Annotated in this window: 24 protein-coding genes and 1 pseudogene; 3 read left to right on the forward strand and 22 right to left on the reverse strand. The window is 53.3% G+C overall.

The genetic code is table 11. The features are described from left to right. Nucleotides 1–131 precede the first annotated feature (131 nt). From ACLBWT_RS03270 to ACLBWT_RS03330, 13 genes and pseudogenes are all read right to left on the reverse strand, one after another. Entirely contained in the window at nt 132–1796 is a 1665-nt protein-coding gene (locus tag ACLBWT_RS03270) for an SWIM zinc finger family protein (RefSeq protein WP_447661625.1), read from the reverse strand. A 187-nt stretch (nt 1797–1983) separates the two neighbouring features. Next, entirely contained in the window at nt 1984–2280 is a 297-nt protein-coding gene (locus ACLBWT_RS03275; RefSeq protein WP_447661626.1) for a hypothetical protein, read from the reverse strand. A gap of 28 nt (nt 2281–2308) precedes the next feature. Beyond that, a complete protein-coding gene (locus ACLBWT_RS03280) occupies nt 2309–2947 on the reverse strand; it encodes a UPF0158 family protein (RefSeq protein ID WP_447661627.1) in 639 nt (212 codons plus the stop codon). Nucleotides 2948–2959: 12 nt separating this feature from the next. Beyond that, nucleotides 2960–4093 (reverse strand): DUF6155 family protein, encoded by a 1134-nt coding sequence (locus ACLBWT_RS03285; protein ID WP_150959861.1) that lies wholly within the window; start codon nt 4091–4093, stop codon nt 2960–2962. 90 nt (nt 4094–4183) lie between these two features. Beyond that, on the reverse strand, nt 4184–4339 hold the full coding sequence (locus tag ACLBWT_RS03290) for a hypothetical protein (RefSeq protein ID WP_157462203.1): 156 nt from the start codon (nt 4337–4339) through the stop codon (nt 4184–4186). Between the two features lie 202 nt (nt 4340–4541). Further along, nucleotides 4542–4817 carry a hypothetical protein gene (locus ACLBWT_RS03295; protein WP_447661628.1) on the reverse strand — a complete coding sequence of 92 codons (276 nt, stop codon included), beginning with the start codon at nt 4815–4817 and terminating at the stop codon, nt 4542–4544. A 217-nt stretch (nt 4818–5034) separates the two neighbouring features. After that, nucleotides 5035–5301, reverse strand: coding sequence for a type II toxin-antitoxin system RelE family toxin (locus tag ACLBWT_RS03300; protein ID WP_023554895.1), 267 nt, complete (start codon nt 5299–5301; stop codon nt 5035–5037). Next, nucleotides 5285–5521, reverse strand: coding sequence for a hypothetical protein (locus tag ACLBWT_RS03305; protein WP_023554896.1), 237 nt, complete (start codon nt 5519–5521; stop codon nt 5285–5287). Before ACLBWT_RS03305 ends, ACLBWT_RS03300 begins: the two co-directional genes overlap by 17 nt. Before the next feature lie 346 nt (nt 5522–5867). Further along, entirely contained in the window at nt 5868–7142 is a 1275-nt protein-coding gene (locus tag ACLBWT_RS03310) for a Wadjet anti-phage system protein JetD domain-containing protein (protein ID WP_447661629.1), read from the reverse strand. A 24-nt stretch (nt 7143–7166) separates the two neighbouring features. Further along, nucleotides 7167–10622, reverse strand: coding sequence for an ATP-binding protein (locus ACLBWT_RS03315; RefSeq protein WP_316142311.1), 3456 nt, complete (start codon nt 10620–10622; stop codon nt 7167–7169). Next, nucleotides 10591–11199 carry a DUF4194 domain-containing protein gene (locus tag ACLBWT_RS03320; RefSeq protein WP_023554899.1) on the reverse strand — a complete coding sequence of 203 codons (609 nt, stop codon included), beginning with the start codon at nt 11197–11199 and terminating at the stop codon, nt 10591–10593. Before ACLBWT_RS03320 ends, ACLBWT_RS03315 begins: the two co-directional genes overlap by 32 nt. A 6-nt stretch (nt 11200–11205) precedes the next feature. Then, nucleotides 11206–12624, reverse strand: a complete 1419-nt coding sequence (locus tag ACLBWT_RS03325; protein ID WP_023554900.1) for a Wadjet anti-phage system protein JetA family protein — start codon at nt 12622–12624, stop codon at nt 11206–11208. Between the two features lie 301 nt (nt 12625–12925). Further along, a pseudogene (locus tag ACLBWT_RS03330) lies at nt 12926–13123 on the reverse strand (RNA polymerase subunit sigma-70); the annotation flags it as partial. A 309-nt stretch (nt 13124–13432) separates the two neighbouring features. On the opposite strand from ACLBWT_RS03330, the gene ACLBWT_RS03335 reads away from it, so the two are divergent. Both ACLBWT_RS03335 and ACLBWT_RS03340 read left to right on the forward strand, forming a co-directional pair. Then, nucleotides 13433–13747 carry a hypothetical protein gene (locus tag ACLBWT_RS03335; RefSeq protein ID WP_447661630.1) on the forward strand — a complete coding sequence of 105 codons (315 nt, stop codon included), beginning with the start codon at nt 13433–13435 and terminating at the stop codon, nt 13745–13747. 13 nt (nt 13748–13760) lie between these two features. Then, nucleotides 13761–14006 (forward strand): hypothetical protein, encoded by a 246-nt coding sequence (locus ACLBWT_RS03340; RefSeq protein WP_447661631.1) that lies wholly within the window; start codon nt 13761–13763, stop codon nt 14004–14006. A 98-nt stretch (nt 14007–14104) separates the two neighbouring features. Here ACLBWT_RS03340 and ACLBWT_RS03345 read toward each other — a convergent pair whose 3' ends face one another. Together ACLBWT_RS03345 and ACLBWT_RS03350 are read right to left on the reverse strand one after the other, a co-directional pair. Then, the gene (locus ACLBWT_RS03345; RefSeq protein WP_447661632.1) at nt 14105–14836 is read right to left on the reverse strand and encodes an NAD-dependent protein deacylase; all 732 of its coding nucleotides are present in this window, start codon (nt 14834–14836) and stop codon (nt 14105–14107) included. Between the two features lie 95 nt (nt 14837–14931). Further along, nucleotides 14932–15888, reverse strand: a complete 957-nt coding sequence (locus ACLBWT_RS03350) for a 3'-5' exoribonuclease YhaM family protein (RefSeq protein ID WP_447661633.1) — start codon at nt 15886–15888, stop codon at nt 14932–14934. A gap of 249 nt (nt 15889–16137) precedes the next feature. On the opposite strand from ACLBWT_RS03350, the gene ACLBWT_RS03355 reads away from it, so the two are divergent. Then, a complete protein-coding gene (locus ACLBWT_RS03355; RefSeq protein ID WP_447661634.1) occupies nt 16138–16578 on the forward strand; it encodes a hypothetical protein in 441 nt (146 codons plus the stop codon). A gap of 120 nt (nt 16579–16698) precedes the next feature. On the opposite strand, the gene nfsA is transcribed toward ACLBWT_RS03355, so the two are convergent. From nfsA to ACLBWT_RS03390, 7 genes are all read right to left on the reverse strand, one after another. Beyond that, complete coding sequence (nfsA, locus tag ACLBWT_RS03360; protein ID WP_447661635.1) at nt 16699–17448, reverse strand: oxygen-insensitive NADPH nitroreductase; 750 nt, start codon at nt 17446–17448, stop codon at nt 16699–16701. A gap of 114 nt (nt 17449–17562) precedes the next feature. After that, on the reverse strand, nt 17563–18006 hold the full coding sequence (locus ACLBWT_RS03365; RefSeq protein ID WP_447661636.1) for a MarR family winged helix-turn-helix transcriptional regulator: 444 nt from the start codon (nt 18004–18006) through the stop codon (nt 17563–17565). A 183-nt stretch (nt 18007–18189) separates the two neighbouring features. Then, a complete protein-coding gene (locus ACLBWT_RS03370; RefSeq protein ID WP_447661637.1) occupies nt 18190–19059 on the reverse strand; it encodes an urease accessory protein UreD in 870 nt (289 codons plus the stop codon). Next, nucleotides 19056–19811, reverse strand: coding sequence for an urease accessory protein UreG (gene ureG / locus ACLBWT_RS03375; RefSeq protein ID WP_447661638.1), 756 nt, complete (start codon nt 19809–19811; stop codon nt 19056–19058). The genes ACLBWT_RS03370 and ureG overlap by 4 nt, the downstream gene beginning before the upstream one ends. Nucleotides 19812–19973: 162 nt before the next feature. Beyond that, nucleotides 19974–20642 carry an urease accessory protein UreF gene (locus tag ACLBWT_RS03380; RefSeq protein WP_447661639.1) on the reverse strand — a complete coding sequence of 223 codons (669 nt, stop codon included), beginning with the start codon at nt 20640–20642 and terminating at the stop codon, nt 19974–19976. Between the two features lie 53 nt (nt 20643–20695). Then, a complete protein-coding gene (gene ureC / locus ACLBWT_RS03385; protein WP_447661640.1) occupies nt 20696–22411 on the reverse strand; it encodes an urease subunit alpha in 1716 nt (571 codons plus the stop codon). Continuing rightward, the gene (locus ACLBWT_RS03390) at nt 22408–22776 is read right to left on the reverse strand and encodes an urease subunit beta (RefSeq protein WP_447661641.1); all 369 of its coding nucleotides are present in this window, start codon (nt 22774–22776) and stop codon (nt 22408–22410) included. Before ACLBWT_RS03390 ends, ureC begins: the two co-directional genes overlap by 4 nt. Nucleotides 22777–22827 lie beyond the last annotated feature (51 nt).

Genomic DNA, 22827 nt, shown 5'->3' on the forward strand with positions numbered 1-22827 from the left:
CTTAATCTTGCCATTATTATAACATACTCGTTTCAGATCAAAATTACAGGCCTCGCATACCAGTTTGTCCACCCACTCACAAAAATCAAGCTATGCTCAAACCGCGTTACTTCTTATTCCCATTATAAAGTTCAAAAACGAATCTTCCCCAGCTCCTCCCGGAAAGCCGGTCTTCGCGGAAATTTGGTTAACAATTTTTGTGTGACGGTGAACGCTTCTTTCCGCCCGCCAACCTGTTGAAGCATTCGAATGATCCGGCAAACATCGGCGTAATCTCGCCTGTCTCTGGATTGATCCGCCCGGAATTCGATATATGCCACGAAAAGCGCCTTCACCTCCTCCGGGTAATGCGGAAGCAATTGCTCATAGAACGATTCAATTCGGTAAGGTGCCTTGCGGACCTGTTCCAAAAGCCGTGCGTACATCTCCTCTTCCACCAGAATTTGGGTATACGTATGCTCTCCCCTCGTGCTCTGCTCTAATTGATCTAACATATCTTGCAAATACAAAGTCCATTCTCCCTCATCGGAAAATGTATCCTTCACAGAGCGATAATACGCATACTCTCCGTTCACAATCAGCTCCATCCCGAGTTTCCGCTGCTGTTCGACTTGTCCTGTGCGATGGTATGCCTCATACCGATATTTCTTCCAGCGATAGACGAGCCCCGGCAGCCCCTGATCTTGGGCTTCCCCGGCCTCCGCCAATCGGATCGCTTCCTCGGCATCGCCTTGCTCAAGCGCCGCTCGAATCGCAATCTCCCGAATTTCCGGGAAATGCAGATGTTTATACAAATAAGCTTTCGCCTGTTCTTCACCTGAACGTTCCAAAATTTGACCATATCGGAGCACAGTTACCCGCTCGTCTGTGTACTCCCGCGACCAATTGCTTCCGGACGTATGACCCAGGAGCGAATCCGCCGCATCATCCCATTGATGTTGCATCTGTTCCGACTCGATCAGCGCGCCCGCCGCCTCGAGGAGCGCGAGCTGCCAATCCGACCACCCGTCGTAATAAGGCTGGTGTGTCTCCTCCAACAACCGGCGGAAAATCTTCAAGCGTTCTTCCGCCGGAATATGATGGCGATCCTGAACCAGCTTGAAGATCGATTCCAGACAGCTTTCGATCACGATCCCGACTCCACCGTCCGAATCGTCGGCGGACTGCAATAATTCAATCATCTCTTCGATGATGCAAAACAGAATCGCCAGCCCGTGCAACCATTCCCCTTCATCGAAGGCGGAGAGAGCCTTTTCAGCGACGATCTCCGCACCTTCCACCGTGCGGCTTACGTTCCGCCAAGACACAAAACCATGATCATCCGAATATGTGTCAATGTAGGATCGAATCAACCGTCGGCAGGCGTCCAACTCCTGATCCGCGCCCCTTTTCGACAAGTGGAGTCTGATGCGCTCTTCCGCGGTATATGAATCCGATGCAATCGAGAGCAGCAATTCGATTAATTTCTCCTTGCTCTCTGCTTCCAACAGTTGCCGGAGAGACGGTTCCGGTGAAGATACCCTGTCTGCATCTCTATTCTTAAGCTCGAGGAATACGGCGACTTGATGCTTGCATACCGGCCCGAAATCGTACGGACAATCGCATTCCGATTCCATTATGTTGTTCTCGTTGTCTAGCCTTACATAAACCTCATAATCCTCGTACCCGCGCACAACCGCAGTGTACTTTTCATCGGCAATGGACTTCAAGGAAATTACCCGTCCTTCGGACGCGTATTCCTTCCCTCTGTGTACAACTGCAGGATCTATGTATCTGGAAAAATCGGATAAATTCAAGAGGACCACCCCCTTTGGATGCTTCTTTCCATCTTGGAATTCCAATAGTCGATGAACACCTGATAAGATCGCACCGTGGTAAAGAAGGGAATATGTTGGTCTGCCGCAGCGTCGACATATTCATCTTTTAGAAATGGTGACAGCGACACAGGTCGTATATCGGTTGCCATTTGGAAAATAATCCTGCTCATTTGTTGCTTTTATGCTTAAGGATGTATGTTTTAGCCAAGTGGTTTAGATGGCCAACAGCAATTGAATTGGGATCACTCGGGTCATGCTTCTTCTGCATGGCACGTTCAAATTCATCCATCATCTTTGCAAAATCGCATACATTCTGCTCAAGACCAAATAAGCGTTTCATGTCTCGATAGTGTCGAAAAAAGACTGCGTTAGCTTGATCATTGGGATAACCTAATTGTTGAAGTTCCAAAATGACCGCTTCCGCATACAGCTTAATCATCGTCTGTCTTGAAGAACGTTTCACCGGTATCCCCTGCCCAAACATTTCTTTATTACTCGAGAATCAACTTCACTTCAATGGATTCCAACCAATCCGAAACACGTTTGCGATTCTGCTCTTCAACAAACTGGTAATACCGCTCTAACTGCTCGCTGTCGGAAGATAACGCATCCTTGAATCTTCGGAATATTTTCTTGCCGCCGCTCAATATGTGCATCAAAGTGGATTGCAGCTTTTTATCTTCAACCGTTTCCGCAAAATCAACCATGTCGGTATATCCTTCATCCGACTCCCGTTTCGGTAACCGAAAATAAATTTCATTAAAGCCTTCTTCAATGACCTCGCTTAATTCTTCGTCCTCTTCATCCCGGTCAAACGTTCGCAACGTGACAACATCTCCAGTTTCGATATTCAGGAAGGACTCTATTCCTTCTACGTACATGTCGTATGCATCCACAATCTCCTGAAACTGCTGCTTGGTCAATTTCAATTCTTTCATAGGTTCTCCCTCAGCTACTATCGCTTTGATCAACTCGCCGCGTTGTTCCGCCTCATATTCCTCCCACGTGATTCCATACGGGAAGCCGCCATCCGTATATCCGGCGATAAAATAGAAATTCTCGTCTTGTTCCAACAGCCCCATGAATTTCGCTTTCTGACCGGTCCGCTTATTTTTCTTCCTGCCGCGCATTAAGTTCCCCACCTAAATCCATCTTATTTGAGCGTGCAGATTAGCCAAATTGTCATGAAAACCCCAGCCGATCCCTTCTGTTTTCGAAACCACGGCTTCGAGGCGCTCCTCGAATTCGTCGAACAACTCGGCCGTTTCATCTTCATTTACTTGATCAATGATATCGGCATACATGGACACCATGCTGTTGTAGAAGCGTTCATCAATATCCCCGTAGCTTAGGGTGAAATCAACTCCATTTTCAACGTAGACCAGCTTCAATTCCAGGGCGTACCTGGCATTTCCAGTCAATCTCTCGAATTCCGAAATCGCATGTTTCGCATCCTGAAGTCTCAGCTTGCCAAATCCCCGCTCAGGGAAAAACTCTTTCTCAACCTTCTTGCAATACTCTTGAAAGAGAGACTCTACTGCTTCATCGCCCAGTATTCTTACAGCAAGAAACTTCTCCATATCTTTGCTGGCGCCATAACAAGCCTTCACCAAATCGATAAGCTGGTCGCTATTTAGCTGCTTCAGATGCTTATTCAGAGCAGACTTCGTCAGCTTCACAGGCTTTTTCCCTACCGGCCGCTTAACCAGTGACTTGGGGATCAGCTTGTCCTTATGCCGCTCAAGCTCCTGATTCACTTCTTCGCAGGAGAAATGTTCGGGATCATATCCTTCTCGAACCCAACCGATAAAATGATCCCGCTCCGGATGATTGGGAGTAAGCAGTACTTCCAGCATATGCTGATGCCCCCAAACGCCTCCCACATCTTCCTGCGGACAGCCGCGGGCACCATCTAGACACAAGGGTGCCGGGTCGGATGTCGATGCGTCGATTTTGATCAACGTAACCGTGTGCTGCCAATCATCTCCAAAATCATACACGTATGTAAATACGGTGTTTTCTTCGTGAACATGCTTCTGAACGATTTCCCTCCGTGCATTCAGCACCTCGCGGTCTTCTATATGCTCGAATGTCGGATCGGGCAGACCGATCACCTTTTCTTTCACATGAAACTCGTATAAATGGTAATTTTCCCATCCCATGACCGATTGGATGATTTTGTGAAGCTGATGAAACGTCACGTCCGGATGAAATTGAAACTCCCGCCAAATCTTCGGGGCAATCTCATTCAGTTCGATTCTGCATCGATAAACCATGATCGTCTGTTCTCCTTTTAAGTATTCCGAGTATATAAACAAACCCACTGTATCCCGCGGGCGGAGTTACAATGGGTTGGCTATTTAGATTCATTCCCATTCTTCTTCGCGCATCCTTTTGATTTCATCAGTCAAATGCGCAGCTTGTTCCGGAGTTAAAACTCCAGCCGATTCAAGGATATCGTCAATGCTGCATTCATCCTCAGACATTTGTCGGTCCAACTTATTTGGCAGGGGCATAGCCAACTGTTCTCCTCCCAATTATAAATCTGAGCAATCATTTTCATTTCTCTCCGGGAAACAAAACAGGAACATTCTAAACTTCATTCTCCTGCTGTTCAAAAGAAATCCTAGACCTCTTCACAATGATACGCGACAGTCCCGCATAGGTCTGTCTTCCTCAGTATAAGCTTTGCCTATAATGGGATTGGTGAGTATAGCTTCTGTTTCAAGAATGAATAATAAAGTCCTCGGGAGATAAGGATTTCAGTAACTCCGATGTGCTCAAGGCTTTGCCAAGCTTGAATTCCTTCCTGCTTTGTTCAATCATGACCTTCAATTCCGGATTAGACTCAACGTCAGCTTGAATGGACCGCTGCTCTTCCTCTTGCAAGACGAGAGTGAACTTTCCCTTTCCTGGAATATGAAAGTGGTACACGGAGTTGTCGCGGCTCATATTCGATATGTTCTCCATCAACTCTTCCGGTGAATTGACCTTTTCCATTCGATGTCACCCCATGTCATAAGCTTTTCCGCTCTTTTATCACCAGTATAACATAAACCGCCCCGAATCCTGTAGAAGCAGAAAACCGGTCCCCACGGACCGGCATATCGCCCATGTAGCTCGTCCACCCTTACTTCGCAAACCGCGCCGTTAGCTGAAATTGCTGAAGATCTGAAGAAAAGTAAAAAGGCCTACCCTGTAAGAATAGACCTAGAAGTTAAGATTTATATACATCACCACGAGAGCCAATTTTAATTACTTGGATAAGTAACTTATCATTCTCAACTGAATAAATAATTCGATAAGAACCCACTCGTAATCGATATTCGTCCATTGTTCCTTGCATCCTTTTGATATCGAGCTCTGGATGATAAGGGTCTTCACAGAGAATTTGTAGATGTTGAGTAATTCGAATACGATTCGTCCTATCTAATTTTTGTAAATACTTAAGAGCATCTTTATAGAACTCAATTGAGTAAGTCATCGATAACATCCTTAAGTTTAATACTCTCGCCACGTCTAAAGGATTCTTTAGCTTTTTTAATTGCTTCAATATCATCTTGAGTAGTTGGCTCATCATCCCAAGGGATATGACGATACTCTTTATTTGTGACTAATTTTTCCAAGAAATCAGCAGCGATTGGAAGGGCTTCTTCAGGTAATTGTTGAATTAATTTGTTCAAATGATCTTTTGAAACTGCCATTCGATCAACCCCTATCTAGAAAGGCTAAATTAATTTTATTATAACACGTACTTAATGAAATTTCATAAAGATCGTACGGGCTATTTCAAGGTAGTCAGCAACATCAGCTAACACCGTATTCACGCTTCGGGCCATACGGCCCTTGGTCTGCCCGAGGCATTTCGGGGGAGAAGATTCATGCAGACAACCCTGCGAACCTAACCGCGTCGCGGCCGGCAGCTACGCTGCCTTAAGGTTCTCGGATTCGTGAATACAAGAACGTTACCTGAACCCCTCGTCAAAGATGAGTGGTCTGGTTTTCCTCCATAACAAAAAGTCAGAAAGTTAATGTCCATTGTTTTCTTCTTTAATCCAATTCCACAATACTTTCCTGTTCCAAGCGTATCCTTCGATCAAGCATCGTTTGCAGCACCTGCCTCCAATGGGTCAGTCGGGTATCCTTTAGAGCCTCCTCAAGCTTTCCGGCATATTCATCGCTGATTGACGCCGCTGAGGACTCGTAACGAAGAAGCGTCTCCGCATCCATTAGCATGGGCCTCAGATTAGAAAAGAATTTCTTCCGCAGGTATTCAAAAATCCGGATTCCTCCCAGATCAATATCACCCCAATGATACACTTCAATGTTCTTTTCCGATGCCGAGGCCAAATGCTCTGCCAGTCTACACAAAAAGGATTGCAATGACCGATGGGGAAATCCCCCGGTATATAGAACAAGCTCTGTGTCGCGGAGCTCGGAAGCGTGTTCGAGCCACAGATGATAAGTCGCCAAGTTTTCAATTGTTACTATCCGAGTGGCAACTGTTTGCACTTGACACATTTCTTCCACCGTTTTATCCGATAAGCCAACCCCACCGGCAAACACTCCAATATCAACCTTACGACTGTCGGTAGTACGGAATGAAAGAGGCCCGCTTACCAGCACAATTTGTGGATTTTTGGCCACCCCGAGGAAATCAAGCCATTCTTCCTCGGTTTCACGCTCCTCTCCTGATGCCTGCTTGGCGAGCGAAAGCAACCTTCGTTGAACGTTTCTTTCCATGTGCTTGGAGTCCTTGAACAGCTTCTGGCTAAGTAATCTTATTGGAGCGGCTCGCTCGAGCCTAGGAAGCTCCAGCAATACACAAACAAGATCCTTATACCCCTCTGGATCGTCCACCTCCAGGTGGGCAGTTTTACCTTCGGCTAGCGATACATCGGCTTGTTCAGACCACACCCTGACCCATTCCCAAGGATGGCGGGATAAGGGAGTAAGGATGTGCCGCAAGCGTTCCAGCTTGTCCCGCTTCGGCATCCGCCCCGCAACGCGATAAGCCGTCTTCAACTCACTCCATCGCAGATAGATTCTTTCCAACTGCTCGCCGGTGCGAAACCGGGCCCAATTGAGTTCAACAAGTCCGAGCCGCTCCAACTCGGAAGCTGCTTCGTTGATCCAAATTCGTTTACGGAAATCCATTTCGTCTGTATAATCTTGCCAGAATGGACTTTTGTTAAGAGATAGCTGCGGCCTTTGCTTGGAAGGCTGCCCGGTTACAAAAGACTGGCTTAACTCGTATTTGTCCAACAGGAGGTTTAGCAGCTGGGAGACAAATTTGGATTTATATGGCGTTTCATGAATCTCCAAGCAGATCACCCCTTACCATAAAATCTAGAATAAAAAGCCTTGACCGTTTCCTTCATCCGCATCATCGGCTGAGGGGGATTTCCCGTTGTCAACGTTCGATAAATTCGATGCGGCAGCCGCCTCAGCCTCATATTCCGCTATTTCCACGGCTCCCGCTCTCGCCATCTCGTCTTCCGCCCCGTTGTCCCATTTGTCAATCATGTCTACATAACACTGGTAGTTATGCTTGCTGACGAACAGCGTGGTGGACACCTCAGGAGCCATATGCTGCATCTTCTCATCGGGAACGGCGGCAATCAGCTGCAGACCCATTTGCTTAATCAACCGCAGACTGGATTGAATCCGCTGCTCGTCCATTTTATTGAACGCTTCATCGAAAATGACAAGCCGCGTGCTTTTTCCGGAATATAAGTGGTGGAAGGAAGCCAATATCGCAATATAGAACGGTGTCTGCGTCTCGCCTCCCGATTTCTCCTTCAGCACTTGCGAGAAGCGGTATTTGCCGTTGCCGGATGTTACGATAATATCGAAATCCAAGTATTGCCGATAGTCCGAGAACTCCTCCAATTGTCCGGCCTCACCTTTGACCAGAAGATCGAACAACTCATGCAGAACCTCGGTACGATCATTGTCCGGTAATTCGAACAATGAACCCTTTTCCAAAAGCATGGGATCCATCACGGCATCATAGAAGCGCTTGTAACGTTCACTAGGGGAAACCTCAAAATGATACTTGTCGTCGGAAAAAGGAAAATGCCTCAGCGCATAGTTCAGCTCGTGAAACTCCCTACGGGCCATCTCGATCGCTTCCCTTAACCGAAAAATAAAGTGGGACTTGAACTCCTCTTCCGATTCTTTCAAAGCCGCCGCAACTTTATCCTGATATTCCGGAATATTCAGGTGTTCGATCGTTTCAAGCAGCCGATCGTAATCCTCGTTCGTGACCTTCTGGATGTCGGCGATAAAATTTTGATCGATATTATATTTTTGCCGCATTAATTGCAGCTTGTTGAACTGGCTGTCGCGCAGTGTCTGCTGACCCTTCCAGCTGCCTTCCCAATTTTGGATTTTCTGCCAAGTGGAGGCGGACGAATTGCATGCTTCTTCGTATCTTTGCATCGCTCCCGCTTCCCGCCCGCTGCCGTGCTCATTGATCCAATTCCGCCATGCGGCTTCGTACTCTTGCACCTTAATCCGAAGCAAGTGCAGCTTTCCTTCCGCTTCGGACTTTTTCGATTCGGTTTCCGTTTGCTTTTGGAGTAAGGATCCCCATTTTTGTTGCCACTTCTGTTCATCCTTCTTCCACTGCTCATACTCCGCCTGCAGCCGCTCCGCTTCGCTGAAATCGAGACCATTCAGTTCCTCTGTCTTCTGCAATAGCATTTCCGAGCATTCGTGGATATGCCGCATCAGGCCAAGATGGTCGGCAAGCTTGGTACAGCCCGTTTCCTTCAATTTGCCGATCCATTCGGAAAGGTGTTCACCCCAAGCATACAGCATGCGCCGTTCGTCCTGGGCAGACACCAGCTCGGAGCGGCGGATTTCCAACTGGCGGGCGATCGCTTTGGCGCCTATGAACGGAACCTCGTATTGCTCCTTGCGCATCTGCCGGGCTACCAGGTTGTTGTAAACCATGCATGATTGGGTCACCGCTGTACGATGGTGTCGCAGCTCCTGCTCGTTTGCAGCCTTCATCACCTTGCCCAGCAAATGCTCGACGTGCGCCTGGATTACGGGATGCTCCGCCTGCAGCTCGAGTGCCAGGGAACCGGTTACGGCCGTTCCCAAATACCGCTTCTCCTTCTCCGTATCGACGAGACCGACGCCTTCCAGCCGATAGGTTCGCTTCTCCCTTTCATAAATAGACAATGCCTCTGCGAAACATTCCGGTTCAACCAACAGATCGAAGCGCTGGGTGTTCAAATACCCTTCCACCGCATTACGCCAAAGCTCTTCCTTGAGCTCCATGTGCTCGCAAAACACCCAAACCGCCGAGCGGCCCCGCAGCCGTTCCTCCAAGATGCCCTTCAACTGGCGCACCGGTTCGGCATAGCTGCGCTTCTGCTGCTCCAGATCACGAATGATCGTTCTTAACTCTTCGATTCGAGCGTCCGTTTCACCCAGCTTTTCCTGCAACTGGTTATGTTGAATGAGCATCCTGTCACGCCACGCCGTTAGACCTTCTCCAATCTCAGCCAGATCCCGTGTCCACTCTTCTTCCTCATGGACTTCAATGATTCCGCAACGTGCCACAGCGTCAAGACGCGCCAGGCTCTCCTGATAACTGCGAAGCGTCTCCCTCTCTCCAGGCTTCCATGTCCAGTACGGATTGTCCGGCCAATCGTACAAGTTCGCCAATAGCTGAAGCTCCCGTTCAATTTGTCTCCGATACGTGAGCAAGAGCCTTTCTCCCTCGCTCTGTTGAGCGGTGAGCCGGGCAATGTCCTCGTGCAGCTCTTTCTTGCGCTTCTCCGCAGCATGGTTCTGCCAGCGCTGGTAAGCATCCTGCTGCTTGTCCCGGGCTTCCGCCTGCAACCGCGCGGCAAGGTCAATATCATCCGCAAGCTGTCGCAGCTCTTCTTCCAGCCGGACATTGTCCCGTTCGGTCTGCTCCAGATTCTCACTCTCGTAATCCGCTTTCAAGCGCCGGATCACATAATCCTGCTCAATGGCAGTCTCCTTGTATTTGGCATACTGGGCATAACACTCACGTATGGATTGCAGGTGCAGCTTCTTCTCCTGAAGATGCTCCAGCTCCTGGCGATACCGTTCGTGGATCTCGAAATTTTGCCGCATCAAATCCAACTGCAGCTCTTTTCGGTCGAGTATATAATCGTAGACAAAAGCACGGATATTCTGGATCGGCTTGAACGAGAGCGCTTTGGTGAATATTGTGAAAAACCGATCATGAAGCTGTCCCATCCGGGCGAGTAAGGCTTTCTGATAGTTGGTCTTGTTCCTTTCAAACAAAGCCTTTTTTCCGGAGAGCCCGCTGACCCTGACGCTTTCCCCACCGTAGCGCTTGCGGAATTCGTCTCGATTGAGCAGCTGGCCGTTGGATTTGACAAACTGCAAATCATCCAACCGCCGATCTGACAAAATGAAATACTCTTCTTCCCCGGTCGTGCTTCCTCGGTATACATCAATCGCTACCCCGACAACGAACCATTCCTTACGGTCCTCGTCCCGGAATTCAGCTGCAATATAAGTCGTAAAATCGCCGTCCCTCAAAAAGGAGCGCTCGTCGCTGCCGATTTTTCCCCTAAGATAATTGATAAAGCTGCGTTTGGCGTCATCGTGTGCAGCCGCATTGAATTTGATCATTCGATGATCAGCAACGAAAAGCACCTGCAGCGCGTCAATAATCGTCGATTTTCCCGCGGCGTTCTGTCCAGTGATCAACGTCTGTTTTCCGAATTCCAGCTCCTCGTCCTTGAAATAATGCCAGTTAATCAGACGCAGCCGCTTCATCCATTTCATCCAGCAATCCTCCCTCCGCGTTCGTCAGGTACAATTCTAGCTTATCAAGTAACGACTGCATCTCATCCGTCTGAATCATATAGATCCAAGTATGGAACAGCTTGAACCGGGCATCATCGGAACGAATGTCGGAATCCAGCGGTTCAATCAATTGGGCCTGTACACACAATCTAACCAGCCTGTCCAATGCGGTACGGTTTACCCATTCCAGCCGGAACGTCTCGTACTTGCTGCGAATTTCATAAAGGGTAATCATAGGATAATCCGCCAGCGATAGGCCTTGCCTCTTCTCCTCATATAGTAAGCGCAGCACCAGCAGCCATAGTGTCTGTTCCCGGTCAAGCCTACGGCGAAGACGGCCATCGGGAATATGCAGATAGACGCATTCATGCCGCTCGTCCACGACAAGTTCCCAACCAAGGAATCGATAATAGCCCTCCAACGCGGTACGGTAGCGACGAATTGTCGCATACAACTCCCGGTCCTTGTCTTTGATCAGAAGGTTAACCTCCATGAGTCGCTGGATTACTTCTTTGACCTTCGATTGTTCAGAGTCGCTCAAATCTTGAAACATCATGAATCGTTATCCTCCCCGCTCTTTACGGACAATGTCGTGATTGTGGAATCGATATCTTCCGACACTAACCGTCTGCCGCTTGCCTTGCCGGTCCAAGCTGAAACGCGAGCCACCATCCGAGCCATACAAATAAACATACCCCAGCATAAGAAATTCCTCGGCACTACTTGGAGCGAGCTCGATCAGTTCCATGCGCTTTCGGTCACCAAGCCGGGTCATGACGTAATCATCCACTTTTTTACGGGTAATGGCCTTGCGCATTTTCTCTACGTTCCTCTGTCGCAGCTCCTCCATCACGTGTGCCGGAATCGGAACCGTAACATGGGTCTCCGGCTGATGAGCCATCCTTCGGCGGCGCGGCGGCAGGAGTGACTGCTCTGACCATCCGCGAACCTGATTAATCGCGAACAGCGAGTATTCCGCATCCTGCTTTTGCTGGCCGAGCAACTCCAGCAGACGTGTCAACCGGCGGTCCAATCCTTCATGCTGCTGACTCAAATATCTGGCCCGGTCGTAGGAAGAACGAAGATACTGGTTATGCCGCACATCAATCTGATAGAAAATCTCTTCCAGCCCGACAAAGGTTTCTTCAATGAAGAATAAAGCTTCCTTGACGGCATATTCCGCTTGTTCAACCGTTTCATACAGCTCGCTCTTGACGCCGTCCATTGCAGCTTCCTGCAGCAAACCCCGATCTAGGAGCCACTTCTGAACCGTATGAAGGATTTGAAAACGATAGCGCGCCACATGATCCGACGTTTTGAGCCGGTGATAGCTTTTATCTACAATTTGCGATTTATAGGTTTCAAAATGATGGTCCAGCACTTCGCGAATCGAAGTTTTTTGAACAACTGTCTCCATGTGATGCTTCATATTATTGTATAACCCAATCAATTCATGGCGAAATTGCCTTGTTACCTGTGCCGCCTCCATTACGGCGAAACAAGGGCGCATTTTGGCCTCCTCGCCGGTAAGAAGCTGATAAGTTACAAAAGCAAACCGTTGATATTCGACCGTCCGTGCTTCGCATAATTCCTGAAACACCGCAATCAGCCGGCTGGCATAATGGGGAAGTACAATATAAGCTTCGAACTGGCTGCGGGTTTCCACATCAATCCACTTCGCCCGTTCCAGCCGTCGCAGCAATGCATTGGCCTGAGCTCTGGAGACATCCTCTAACGTAAGCTGATCCTCTCTTCCAGCTCCAACCGGCTCATCCTCATCGGCAGAAATGACCATACCCGTTTCTTGTTGAGTCTCCAGCAGCTCCTGCAGCAGATCCCGCATGACTTCATAGCGAATGCCGAACCGCTCCCTTTGCGAATGCTCGTATAAAAGCAGCAGTGCTTCCGCATATATCTTCCGATTGGAACCCGTCAGAAGATGAAATAATCCTTCCGGTACTACATCAAACAAGTTCATCATACCGCGCGCATACCCTTTCGGAGAAAAATGTCGATACATTATTATACTAGATTTGGAAGATATAAAGTATGGTAGAATACGGCTATTCCCTTCAATCTTAATGGCAAGCTCCATTGGTATACGGAATACTTGCCGCACAAGGTTCTCAAGTATCGGTATTAACTCCAGAAGAAGCAGAAAACCGGCCCCCTCGGACCGGCTGATTCAGGCTCCATATAGTTTGTCCACCCTCACCGGACAAACCTACCGCTGCACACAAACCGTGCCGTTTCCCGACATCGGTTCGTGTTCACAACGTGTTGACGATGTGGGCGACAAGCCTCAGATTATGCTCGATCAGTAGGTTCCGGGATACGGGGTTGCCCTCGGCCATCTGCTTCAGATGGCGCAGCTCCTCATCCTCCTGCAGCGGCTGCGGAAAAGCGTTGTTTTTGACATAGGATACGAGCAGGCTGAGCTGCTTGATGAACAGGGCGATTGCAGCAAATAATCCAGGCATTTTTCGGGCCACCCCCATGCAGTATTACCGGCCCTGCCGTGGGCACCGGTGCAAGTGTACTGACAGTTTATGTGGGCGGCTGCCTAGAAGTGCCTGTACGGAGCGGGCCGGCGCAAAATATGTCGCACCCGCAACCTGTTTCAAAAACACTTCGAACGGGTAAATCGATCCCTAAAAGGGGAACAGGAAACAGTTTACATAAAAAAGAAAAATGAATTCCTAATATTTAATCAAATGGTATTAACTTCCCATATATTCCTGCCGATAAAATCATCGTTCTGACCATAGTTAAGGGGAGAGTTAAAAAGAATGGAATCCACCTTCCAACCGCCGGCAGGCCAGCAGCCTCCGGTACCGCCGGGATACGCGCCTTATGCCAGCGACGAAGTCGTCAGCGTCAAATCCTGGCTCGGCTCGCTTGTCATTCTGATGATTCCAATCGTCAACATCATCTTTTTGTTCATCTGGGCCTTCGGCGACAGCGCGAACCTGAACCGGAAGTACTTTGCCCGCGCCTATCTGTTATGGGCGCTGATCGGCATCGTCATCTACATCATCATGCTGGTTGTTTTCGGCGCCGTCATGTTCAGTGCCTTCAAATCCATGAACGATATGAACGTTTAAAAGGAGAACCCCTATGTCCTATCAACCGATTCCGACCGGCAACTCCCAAGTTATCCGCACCAGCTCCTGGATGGTGACGATGCTGCTGCTGGCTATTCCGATCCTCAATATCATCATGCTGCTCGTATGGGCGTTCGGATCCGGCGTCAATCTCAACAAGCGCAATCTGAGCCGGGCTTACCTGCTTCTTTTCCTGATTGTCGCCGGGATATCGCTGCTCATCTTCCTTTTGACCCTAGCGGCGGCATCCGGTCAATAATCCGTTCCTCCATGACCAGCCTTCTATCCAAGAGAAGCCCCGGCAGAGTATTCTGCCGGGGCTTCTCGTTTCTCTCACTGGACAAAATGCCGTTTCCATCAACGAGGATAAAGAGATCCCAGCACATCGCCGACATTTCCGTCCGAAATATAATTCGCATAGGCATCAAGCGGAGTCGGAGTCCTATTGACGATAACAAGCTTATCGCCGCGGTATAGGCTGACGAGGCCTGCGGCCGGCTGCACCGTCAGGGAAGTTCCTCCTACGATGAGCGTGTCGGCCTGCTCGATCTCGAATGCAGCACGATCCATGAGATCCGTATCGAGGTTCTCCTGATACAGCACGACATCCGGCTTGATGATGCCTTCACAGGCCGTGCAGAGTGGAACCGGGCGCGGATCGCGCAGGACGGCGGACAATGGATACTTGAGCCCGCAGTCCATGCAATAATTGCGGTGGACCGAGCCATGCAGCTCCAGCACGCTGCGGCTGCCGGCGAGCTGATGCAGGCCGTCGATATTCTGGGTGACGACCGCGGTCAGACGGCCTTCCTGTTCCAGCCGGGCCAGCGCGCGATGCGCGGCATTGGGAAGCGCTTCGGGATAGACCATATGGGCCCGGTAAAAGGTATAAAAATCAGCCGGATGCTCCATGAAAAAGTCCCGGCTCAAAATTTCTTCCGGCATGTACGTTTTGCTCGTACGCTGTTCGTACAACCCGTCCGCCGAGCGGAAATCGGGAATCCCGCTTTCGGTTGAAGTTCCTGCCCCGCCGAAAAATACGATGCGCCGGCTATCGGACAGAATCGTCTGCAGATCCACCTGCTCCATGCGGCCACTCCCTCTTCAGGTTCATTTCCCACCTTTACCCCGCTGCGCCAGGGGCTGACGCCGAAACAGCAAAAGTCGCAGTTGCGGCCCGGCGTCTACAAGCTGGTTTTGTAGATCGCCTTGTTTTCCAATCCGCGGATCATCGGCGTCCAGCTGTCGGCTTCCGGCGTAGAGCCGAGCGCGTCCTCGACCATCTGCAGCTTGGCATCGAGCGAATCGATGAAATGGAGCGCGACCGCTTCGGCCATTTGCGGCTGCACGGGGCTTCCCCATTCCCCGAGGTTGTGATGGGACAGCACCAGATGCTGAAGCGCTGTTGTCTTGGCGGACTCAAGCTCAATGCCAAGCTTCAGCGCCGCTTCCGTAATCCAGCCGGAGATGAGCGCCAGATGGCCGATCAGCCGGCCGCGGTCGCTGTATTCGGAAACGATGCCGAGCTGCGCGTTCATTTCCTCCGGCTTGGCCAGATCATGCAGGATGATGCCCGCTATCAGGAGATCCCGGTTCAGGAACGGCCTCTGCATGCAGAGGAACTCCCCGATCTCCAGCATCCGCACCATGTGGTAGGCAAGGCCGGCGTAGTAGGCATGATGATGGCTTTTGGCCGCAGGGTAATGCTCCAGCCGATCTCCCGCCTTCACGACGCAATAAGCGGTTATTTCCCGAATCTGCTCGTCTTGGATGGAGTCGACCTTGCTGCGTATGTTCGCCATCAAAGCGTCGGGGGCGACGGGAGCGGCACGGATGAAGTCCGTCAGCTGCAGATTGTCCTCCGGCGCCGCAGGCCGGATCCGGGTCACCTTCAGCTGCAGGCGTTCCCTGTACAGCTGTACGGTTCCTTGCACTTTGGCAAGCATCATCGGTTTCAGCGTATCTTTCTCATGCGGCTTCAAATCCCAGTACTTGGCTGCAAGCTGGCCGCTTGAATCCGAGAGCACGAGATCCCAGTAATCCTTGGGAGGCGTCGAATTGGTCAGCTTGACATCGAGTTCCTTGACCAAATAGAACCCTGTAAATTCGTCCTTGTCGTTCAGACTGCTAATCAACGTCATGCAGCAGGCTCCTTCCGGGGTGTTCATTCCTGTCTCCATTATACTACGGAACGGCCCTGCCAGGCTCGTCATCGCTTTACTGTGACAGGCTATTTGACGCGCTATCCTCGCGCACAGCTCCCTGTCCGTCAGGGAGCGTATGGACAGCGGAACGATTGGAAACCCTTGCAACAGGGTATAAAGTGCCTATCAAGGCAATCGAACGTTGGAACGTTATGAGGAAGATCCATCAACCAGGAGGGGACAAGCATGGAAGACAAGAACAAAGAAGGTCTCGCGACGGAAAAAGACATTGATCCTCGATTCGGCATGTTCGAGGACCAGCGCGAAGGAAGCCGGGTGCAAAGCGCCGAGGAAGAGCTTCTCCGCACTTATCCTTCCGGAGAAGGCACTTATGGTACCGTTCAGGTCGACAGCTACACCGTGTCCTCCTCCCAAGCGAACGCCGCGCTGGCGGATGATGTAGACGGGGCGGAAGCGCCGAGTCCGGATCAATATGCCAAGCAGCGCGATGGCGGCGACTATGCCGAGGAAGTTCCTGTCGGCGTGCGCGCCGTGAACGCCAATCCTGACCTTCTCGAGCTCGCCGACGATACGCCCGTCGATCCCGCTGCGCCGCCCGACGAATTCCACGGCACCGATCTGTTGAACGGAGTCGGGGCGCATCCGGAGGAAGAAGACCGGGATTAGAGGATATGGAACGGGAAGCGAAATTTTAAAGAGCGATGATCCGGATCGCTCGCGGGCGAAATAAATGAAGCAGGGGCTGTACGGCATATAGCCGTACAGCCCCTGCTTCTGCTCGTCCGATCAATCTTCGAACGAAAATCCCTGTTCCCGCAAGAAATCCGCGTAGCTGCGCGACGGATAATCGGTGCGCCCTTTCATCTCGCGCGTCCACGACGATTCCCTGCCGCCGCCGGAACGGTTGCGGATGTATTCCGCATAGAGGCTGTCGTAGCGATCCAAATCTTCGGCATACCCATTTTCCCTATACCGGTTCTCGGCATACATGCTTTCCATCGGGAGCCGCGGCCGGTGATCAGGCTGCTCGTCGGGAACGCCGATGCACATGCCGAATACGGGATAGACGAGAGGCGGCAGTCTCAGCAGCTCCGACATCTTTCTCATGTCGTTGCGGATTCCGCCGATGTACACGATGCCGAGTCCCAGAGACTCGGCTGCAGCCGCCGCGTTCTGCGCCGCGAGCGAGGCATCGACCGTCGCCACAAGGAAATACTCCGTCGTCGCGTCGAAACTTCCTCCGTGCATGGCGACTGCTTCTCCGAAACGGCTGAGATCGGCGCACCAGACGAGGAATACAGGCGCTTCCCGGACATGGCGCTGGTTGCCTGCGACATCTGCGATCTGATTCCTCAGCTCGGGATCGGTGATCCCGATGACGCTGTAAGCCTGCATATGGCTGGAAGAAGAAGCTTGACGGGCGCAAGCCAGAACGGCGTCCAGCTGTTCGCCGGTGACCGGCTCGTTCTTGTAGCGCCGGATGGAGCGGTGGTTCATGAGCAGCTTGATCGTCTCGTTGCTGTCGCCGGCTTGCATGATGCCAGCCTCCTTTCGGGGACAAAAAAACCTCCTGTCCATTATAAGGCACAGGAGGTCGGGCTGCCAGCAGCCTTCCAAACCATCAGGTCCGGCTCCCATGAGGGCAATCCGTCACTCTGACTGCAGATTGGCGATCATCCGGTCGAAATAACGGAGCATCTGCTCCATATCCGTCCCGTCCATTCCTTCGTACAGCTTGTACATCAGATTCTGCTTGGTCTTGCTCACTTGCTCCAGCAGCTGCTTGCCGTTCGCTTCGATATCGAGCAGCACGACTCTGCGGTCCTGCTCCCCGCGCTCTCTCGATATATAGCCAAGCTCGACCAGACGGTCGGCCAGTCCGGTTACCGCGCCGGAAGTGATTTGGAGCCGGTCCGCCAGCACCGATGCCTTCTGCGGACCTTCGGAGGACAACAGGCTGAGAATGCGGACATGCGTAAGGCCAAGTCCATGTTCGTTATCCCGGTTCCATTCGGAGTTGATGAGCTTGCGGACGAGCCTGAACCGGTCGTCCAGCTGTCTGATCAGCTCTTGCGATACCGCTTCATTGACCATGCTTCTTTCACCTCCAGACCCCTTTGGAAGTAAGTTGGGGTTATTATATCCTTTTCCTCTAAAAATCTTCAATGTAAAGCTAAAAAAGAAACCTGACAGACGCAGCCCCGTTCGTTCGAAGATGGGCAAAGGCTGCCTCAATCCTTGAACTACGCAGAGCAGGACGGTCAGGTTTCAAAAAGTTTAGTTCAAAGCTTTACGGAGCGGGTCCGGCAAATCCGGCCTCAGCAGCCTTCTCGCCGTCAGCCAGGCATGCTCCAATGCCCGCTGCAGCGTCCATGCGCTGCGGGCGCCGGCCTGCACCACGAGACCGCTTCTCCATGTCAGCGAGACGCCGCTGACAACCTCGCGTCCGGGCACCGGCTGGAGAGAATCCATCGCTTCGCGCAGCTTCTCCTCCAGCCGGCGGTCGACCAGCGACGAGAAGACGCAGAAGGTTCCCCAATGGGTCATCCCCTGCCAGCTTCCCGGCGCGGCGAGCAGCTGCTCGCCGGGAATAATGCGCTGGTTTTGGCGATAGATCAGTTCACCATCCTCATATACAGCAAGCTTGCTGTCCAGGCGGCGATAGCGGAATACTTCTCCGCGCAGCGTCCGGCCCGGACAGAGCACCTCGGCCTGCATCCAGCATGCGCCGGGAGCGAGCATCACTTCCGTATCCGAGGCGAAGGCCGCATCTCCGAACAGCATGACCGGCTCGGGCATATGCTCCATGACCGCATGCTCGCCGATGCTGAACCGCTGCCGCAGCGATGCGCCGCCGCCTCCCGGACACGGGTGCACCTTGAGGAACGACTGGTTGGAAATCTGGACCATCGTGTTGCTGCCGGCTGTCCAATCCATCCGGTACGCATCGCCTTCCAGCATGCCTGGCGACACATCCATGACCAGAATGCCCGCTCCGCTGCCGAGCGGAAAGCTTTTGGCGATCTTGATGGGCGAAGTATGATAACGCTCCTGCAGCCGCGTTGCGCCGGATCGATGCTCGAATGTTGCCCGAAGCTCGGATACCCGGATGCCGGCCGGCGCTCCCGCTTCCGGGACCGTACTCAATGGGAGTGTCCGTCTCCGCCGGACGCCGCCTCGGAGGCAGCGGCGCTCTCGCCATGAGCATGGCCGTGTTCATGATGGGTATGGCTTCTGCCCTGCGCATGGGCGATTTCATGCTCCAGCCAAGCGGCTATTTCCGCCGTCCCTTCGCCTCCGAACAGATTGGAGAAGATGAACGGCCGGTCGCCGCGCATGCGGCGCGAGTCCGCCTCCATCACCTCGAGGCTTGCTCCTACATGAGGAGCAAGGTCGGTCTTGTTGATGACGAGCAGGTCGGAACGCATGATGCCCGGGCCGCCCTTGCGCGGTATTTTTTCCCCTTGAGCAACGTCGATGATGTAGATGAACCGGTCCGCCAGCTCGGGGCTGAACGCGGCGGCCAGATTGTCGCCGCCGCTCTCGATGAAGATGAGCTCGAGCGGAGAGAACCGGCTCTGCAGCTCCTCGATCGCCTCGAAATTCATCGAAGCGTCCTCGCGCACAGCCGTATGCGGGCAGCCGCCCGTCTCCACGCCGATGATCCGTTCTTCCGGCAGAACGCCTGTCGCCGCCAGTATCCGCGCATCTTCCTTGGTATAGATGTCGTTGGTGATGACCGCCAGGCTGTACTTATCCTTCAGCGCTTCCGCCAGGCGTTCCACCAGCTTGGTCTTGCCGGAGCCGACCGGTCCGCCGATGCCGATCCGGATCGGCCTCCCGGCCGGGATCGGATTCGTCTCCCATTCCACATGCGTATGTCCTTGTCCTTGGCACATTCGTAACTCCTCCTAATTGATCGTTTGGATTGCGGATTCTTAACGAGCCGAAGTTCAAGCTTCCTCGCGAAAGCCTGGCCAACGTCGTCCATCCGTTCATCTCCACGCCGGCAACGCCGATTCCTGTCCATTATAATGAAAGCCGCCTTCCTGCGGGCGGGTTCAGGACATGAACAATCGCGAGTACAGCGTCTCGTGGCGGATCATGGCCAGCTCGGCGAAAGGCATGTTGCTCCAAGCCTCTTCCGGCTCCATGCCGAGCGTTATCCCGGCGGCCCGCCCGGCATCCGCCGACAGCATGGCCAGCATACGCTGGGCTTCCGTCTGCCCGATGGCCATCAGGCGCAGCGCGCTGTTCACCGCATTGCTGATGCTGCCGTACAGCCACCCCTGCACGGCCTGTTCCCGGCCGATGCCGCTCTGCCAGCAGATCCAGCCGAATACGAGCGGATGGGTCAGCAGGCATTCCCCTTCCCGGTATGCCTTCTCCAGCTCTTCCATGCGGCATCCCGGATAGATCGACGCCGCCAGCGCCAGCAGGCGCCGTCCCATCTTCTCCATCCCGGAGCGGGTCTCGGTCCCGATGCGCTGGACATGCACGATGCGTTCAGCCATCCATAAGCGCCGATACTCCCCTGCCGGCGCATCCCGGTATACGGCGGAGACGACCAGCGCATCCGTCGTCGCCCAGCTCTGCTCCAGCATGGCGCGCAAATACTGCTCCAGATCGGCGGAACTGCGGATGCCGCCTTCCTGGATCAGCGTCTCCAAGCCGAAGCTGTGCGAGAAGCCTCCGATCGGCAGCGCCGAGTCCAGCAGCTGCTGCAGCACGAGCCAGTTGGCCGGGGGGCTTGAAGAAGCCCCGCAGCTTCCATTGCCGGAGGTCAGAATAAGAAGTACCTCTGCGCCATCGGCACGCTTACCGCAGGCTCGCAGGTCGCATGGACACCGTCCACCGTCACCTTGTAGGTTTCCGGGTCGACCTCGATGACGGGAGTGGCGTCGTTATGGATCATGTCTTTTTTGGATACCGTCCGGCAGCCCTTGACCGGCTCCACCCGCTTCTGCAGGCCGAGCCGCTCCGCGATGCCGCTGTCATGGGCTGCTTGGGAGACGAATGTGATGCAGCTGCCGTATACCGCCCGGCCGTAAGCGGCGAACATCGGGCGGCCGAATACCGGTTGCGGTGTCGGTATCGAGGCGTTGGGATCGCCCATCTGCGCGAAGGCGATCATTCCGCCCTTCAGCACGAGATCGGGCTTCACCCCGAAGAACATCGGGCTCCAAAGCGCAAGATCGGCGAATTTCCCCGGCTCGATGGAGCCGACGAGATGGGAAACGCCATGCGTAATGGCAGGATTGATCGTGTATTTCGCCACATACCGCTTGATCCGGAAGTTGTCGCCATGCTCGTCGTCCGGAGCCAGCGGCCCGCGCTGCCTTTTCATCTTGTCCGCCGTCTGCCAGGTTCGGATAATCACTTCCCCGACGCGTCCCATCGCCTGGGAATCGGAGCTCAGCATGCTGAATACCCCCATATCGTGCAGGATATCCTCCGCGGCGATCGTCTCGGGACGGATGCGCGAGTCTGCGAACGCCACATCTTCGGGGATGCGCGAATCCAGATGGTGGCAGACCATCAGCATGTCCAGATGCTCCTCGATCGTGTTCACCGTGAACGGACGGGTCGGATTCGTGGAGCTCGGCAGCACGTTGAGCTCGCCCGCCGCGCGGATGATGTCGGGGGCATGCCCTCCTCCCGCGCCTTCGGTATGGTAGGTATGGATCGTCCTGCCGCCGATGGCGGCAAGCGTATCCTCCAGGAAGCCGGATTCGTTCAGCGTATCGGTATGGATCGCGACCTGAACGTCGTATTGGTCCGCCGCCTTCAGGCAGGCATCGATGGCGGCAGGCGTCGTTCCCCAGTCTTCATGCAGCTTGAGGCCGATCGCTCCCGCTTCGATCTGCTCGATCAGCGGACCCGTGAAGCTGGCGTTGCCCTTGCCGGTGAAGCCGAGATTCATCGGGAAAGCTTCGGCGGCCTCCAGCATGCGCTGCATATGCCAGGCACCGGGAGTGCAGGTCGTGGCGTTGGTGCCCGTTGCCGGACCCGTGCCGCCGCCGATCATCGTCGTGATGCCGGAGGAGAGCGCCGTCTCGATCTGCTGGGGACAAATGTAATGGATATGGGCATCGATGCCGCCCGCCGTGACGATCTTGCCTTCGGCGGCTATGACCTCCGTGCTCGCTCCGACCGTCATGCCCGGCGTGACGCCGTCCATGATGTCCGGGTTGCCGGCCTTGCCGATTGCGACGATATGTCCGTCCCGAATGCCGATGTCGGCTTTGACGATGCCCCAGTGGTCGATGATGACGGCATTCGTAATCAGCGTGTCCAGCACCCCGTCGCTGCGGAGCGCCCGGCTCGACTGGCCCATGCCGTCGCGGATGACCTTGCCGCCGCCGAACTTGCATTCGTCCCCGTACACCGTGTAATCCTTCTCGACGACAGCCCACAGCTCCGTATCGGCCAGCCTTACGGCGTCTCCGGCAGTAGGGCCGAACATGTCCGCGTAGCTTCTGCGGTCCATCGATTTCATGCGTTCCCCTCCTCCCAAGCCTTCAGGCGGGCCCTCACCTCATCCGGCATCGCGCCGGCAACCGCCGGACCTCCGGCAATGCCGCTCAGCCCGAAGCCGAGACGGCTTCCGCCGAGCTCGACGAGCTCGACCGGCTTCTCCTCGCCCGGCTCGAAACGTACGGCCGTGCCGGCAGGAATATTGAGCCTCATGCCGAAAGCCTGCTCGCGGTCGAAGCTCAGCCCGCGATTAACTTCGAAGAAATGGTAATGCGAGCCGACCTGGACCGGCCGGTCTCCTTGGTTGACGACAAACAGCTCTACGGTCCGCCGGCCTTCGTTGAGCTTGATCTCCCCCGGCAATGTCCGGTATTCCCCTGGTATCACGGGCATTCCCCTTTCCTTCAAAAGCATGGCGCTTGCAGCTCTTAGAGCCAC

The organism is Paenibacillus sp. D51F (genome assembly GCF_053345695.1).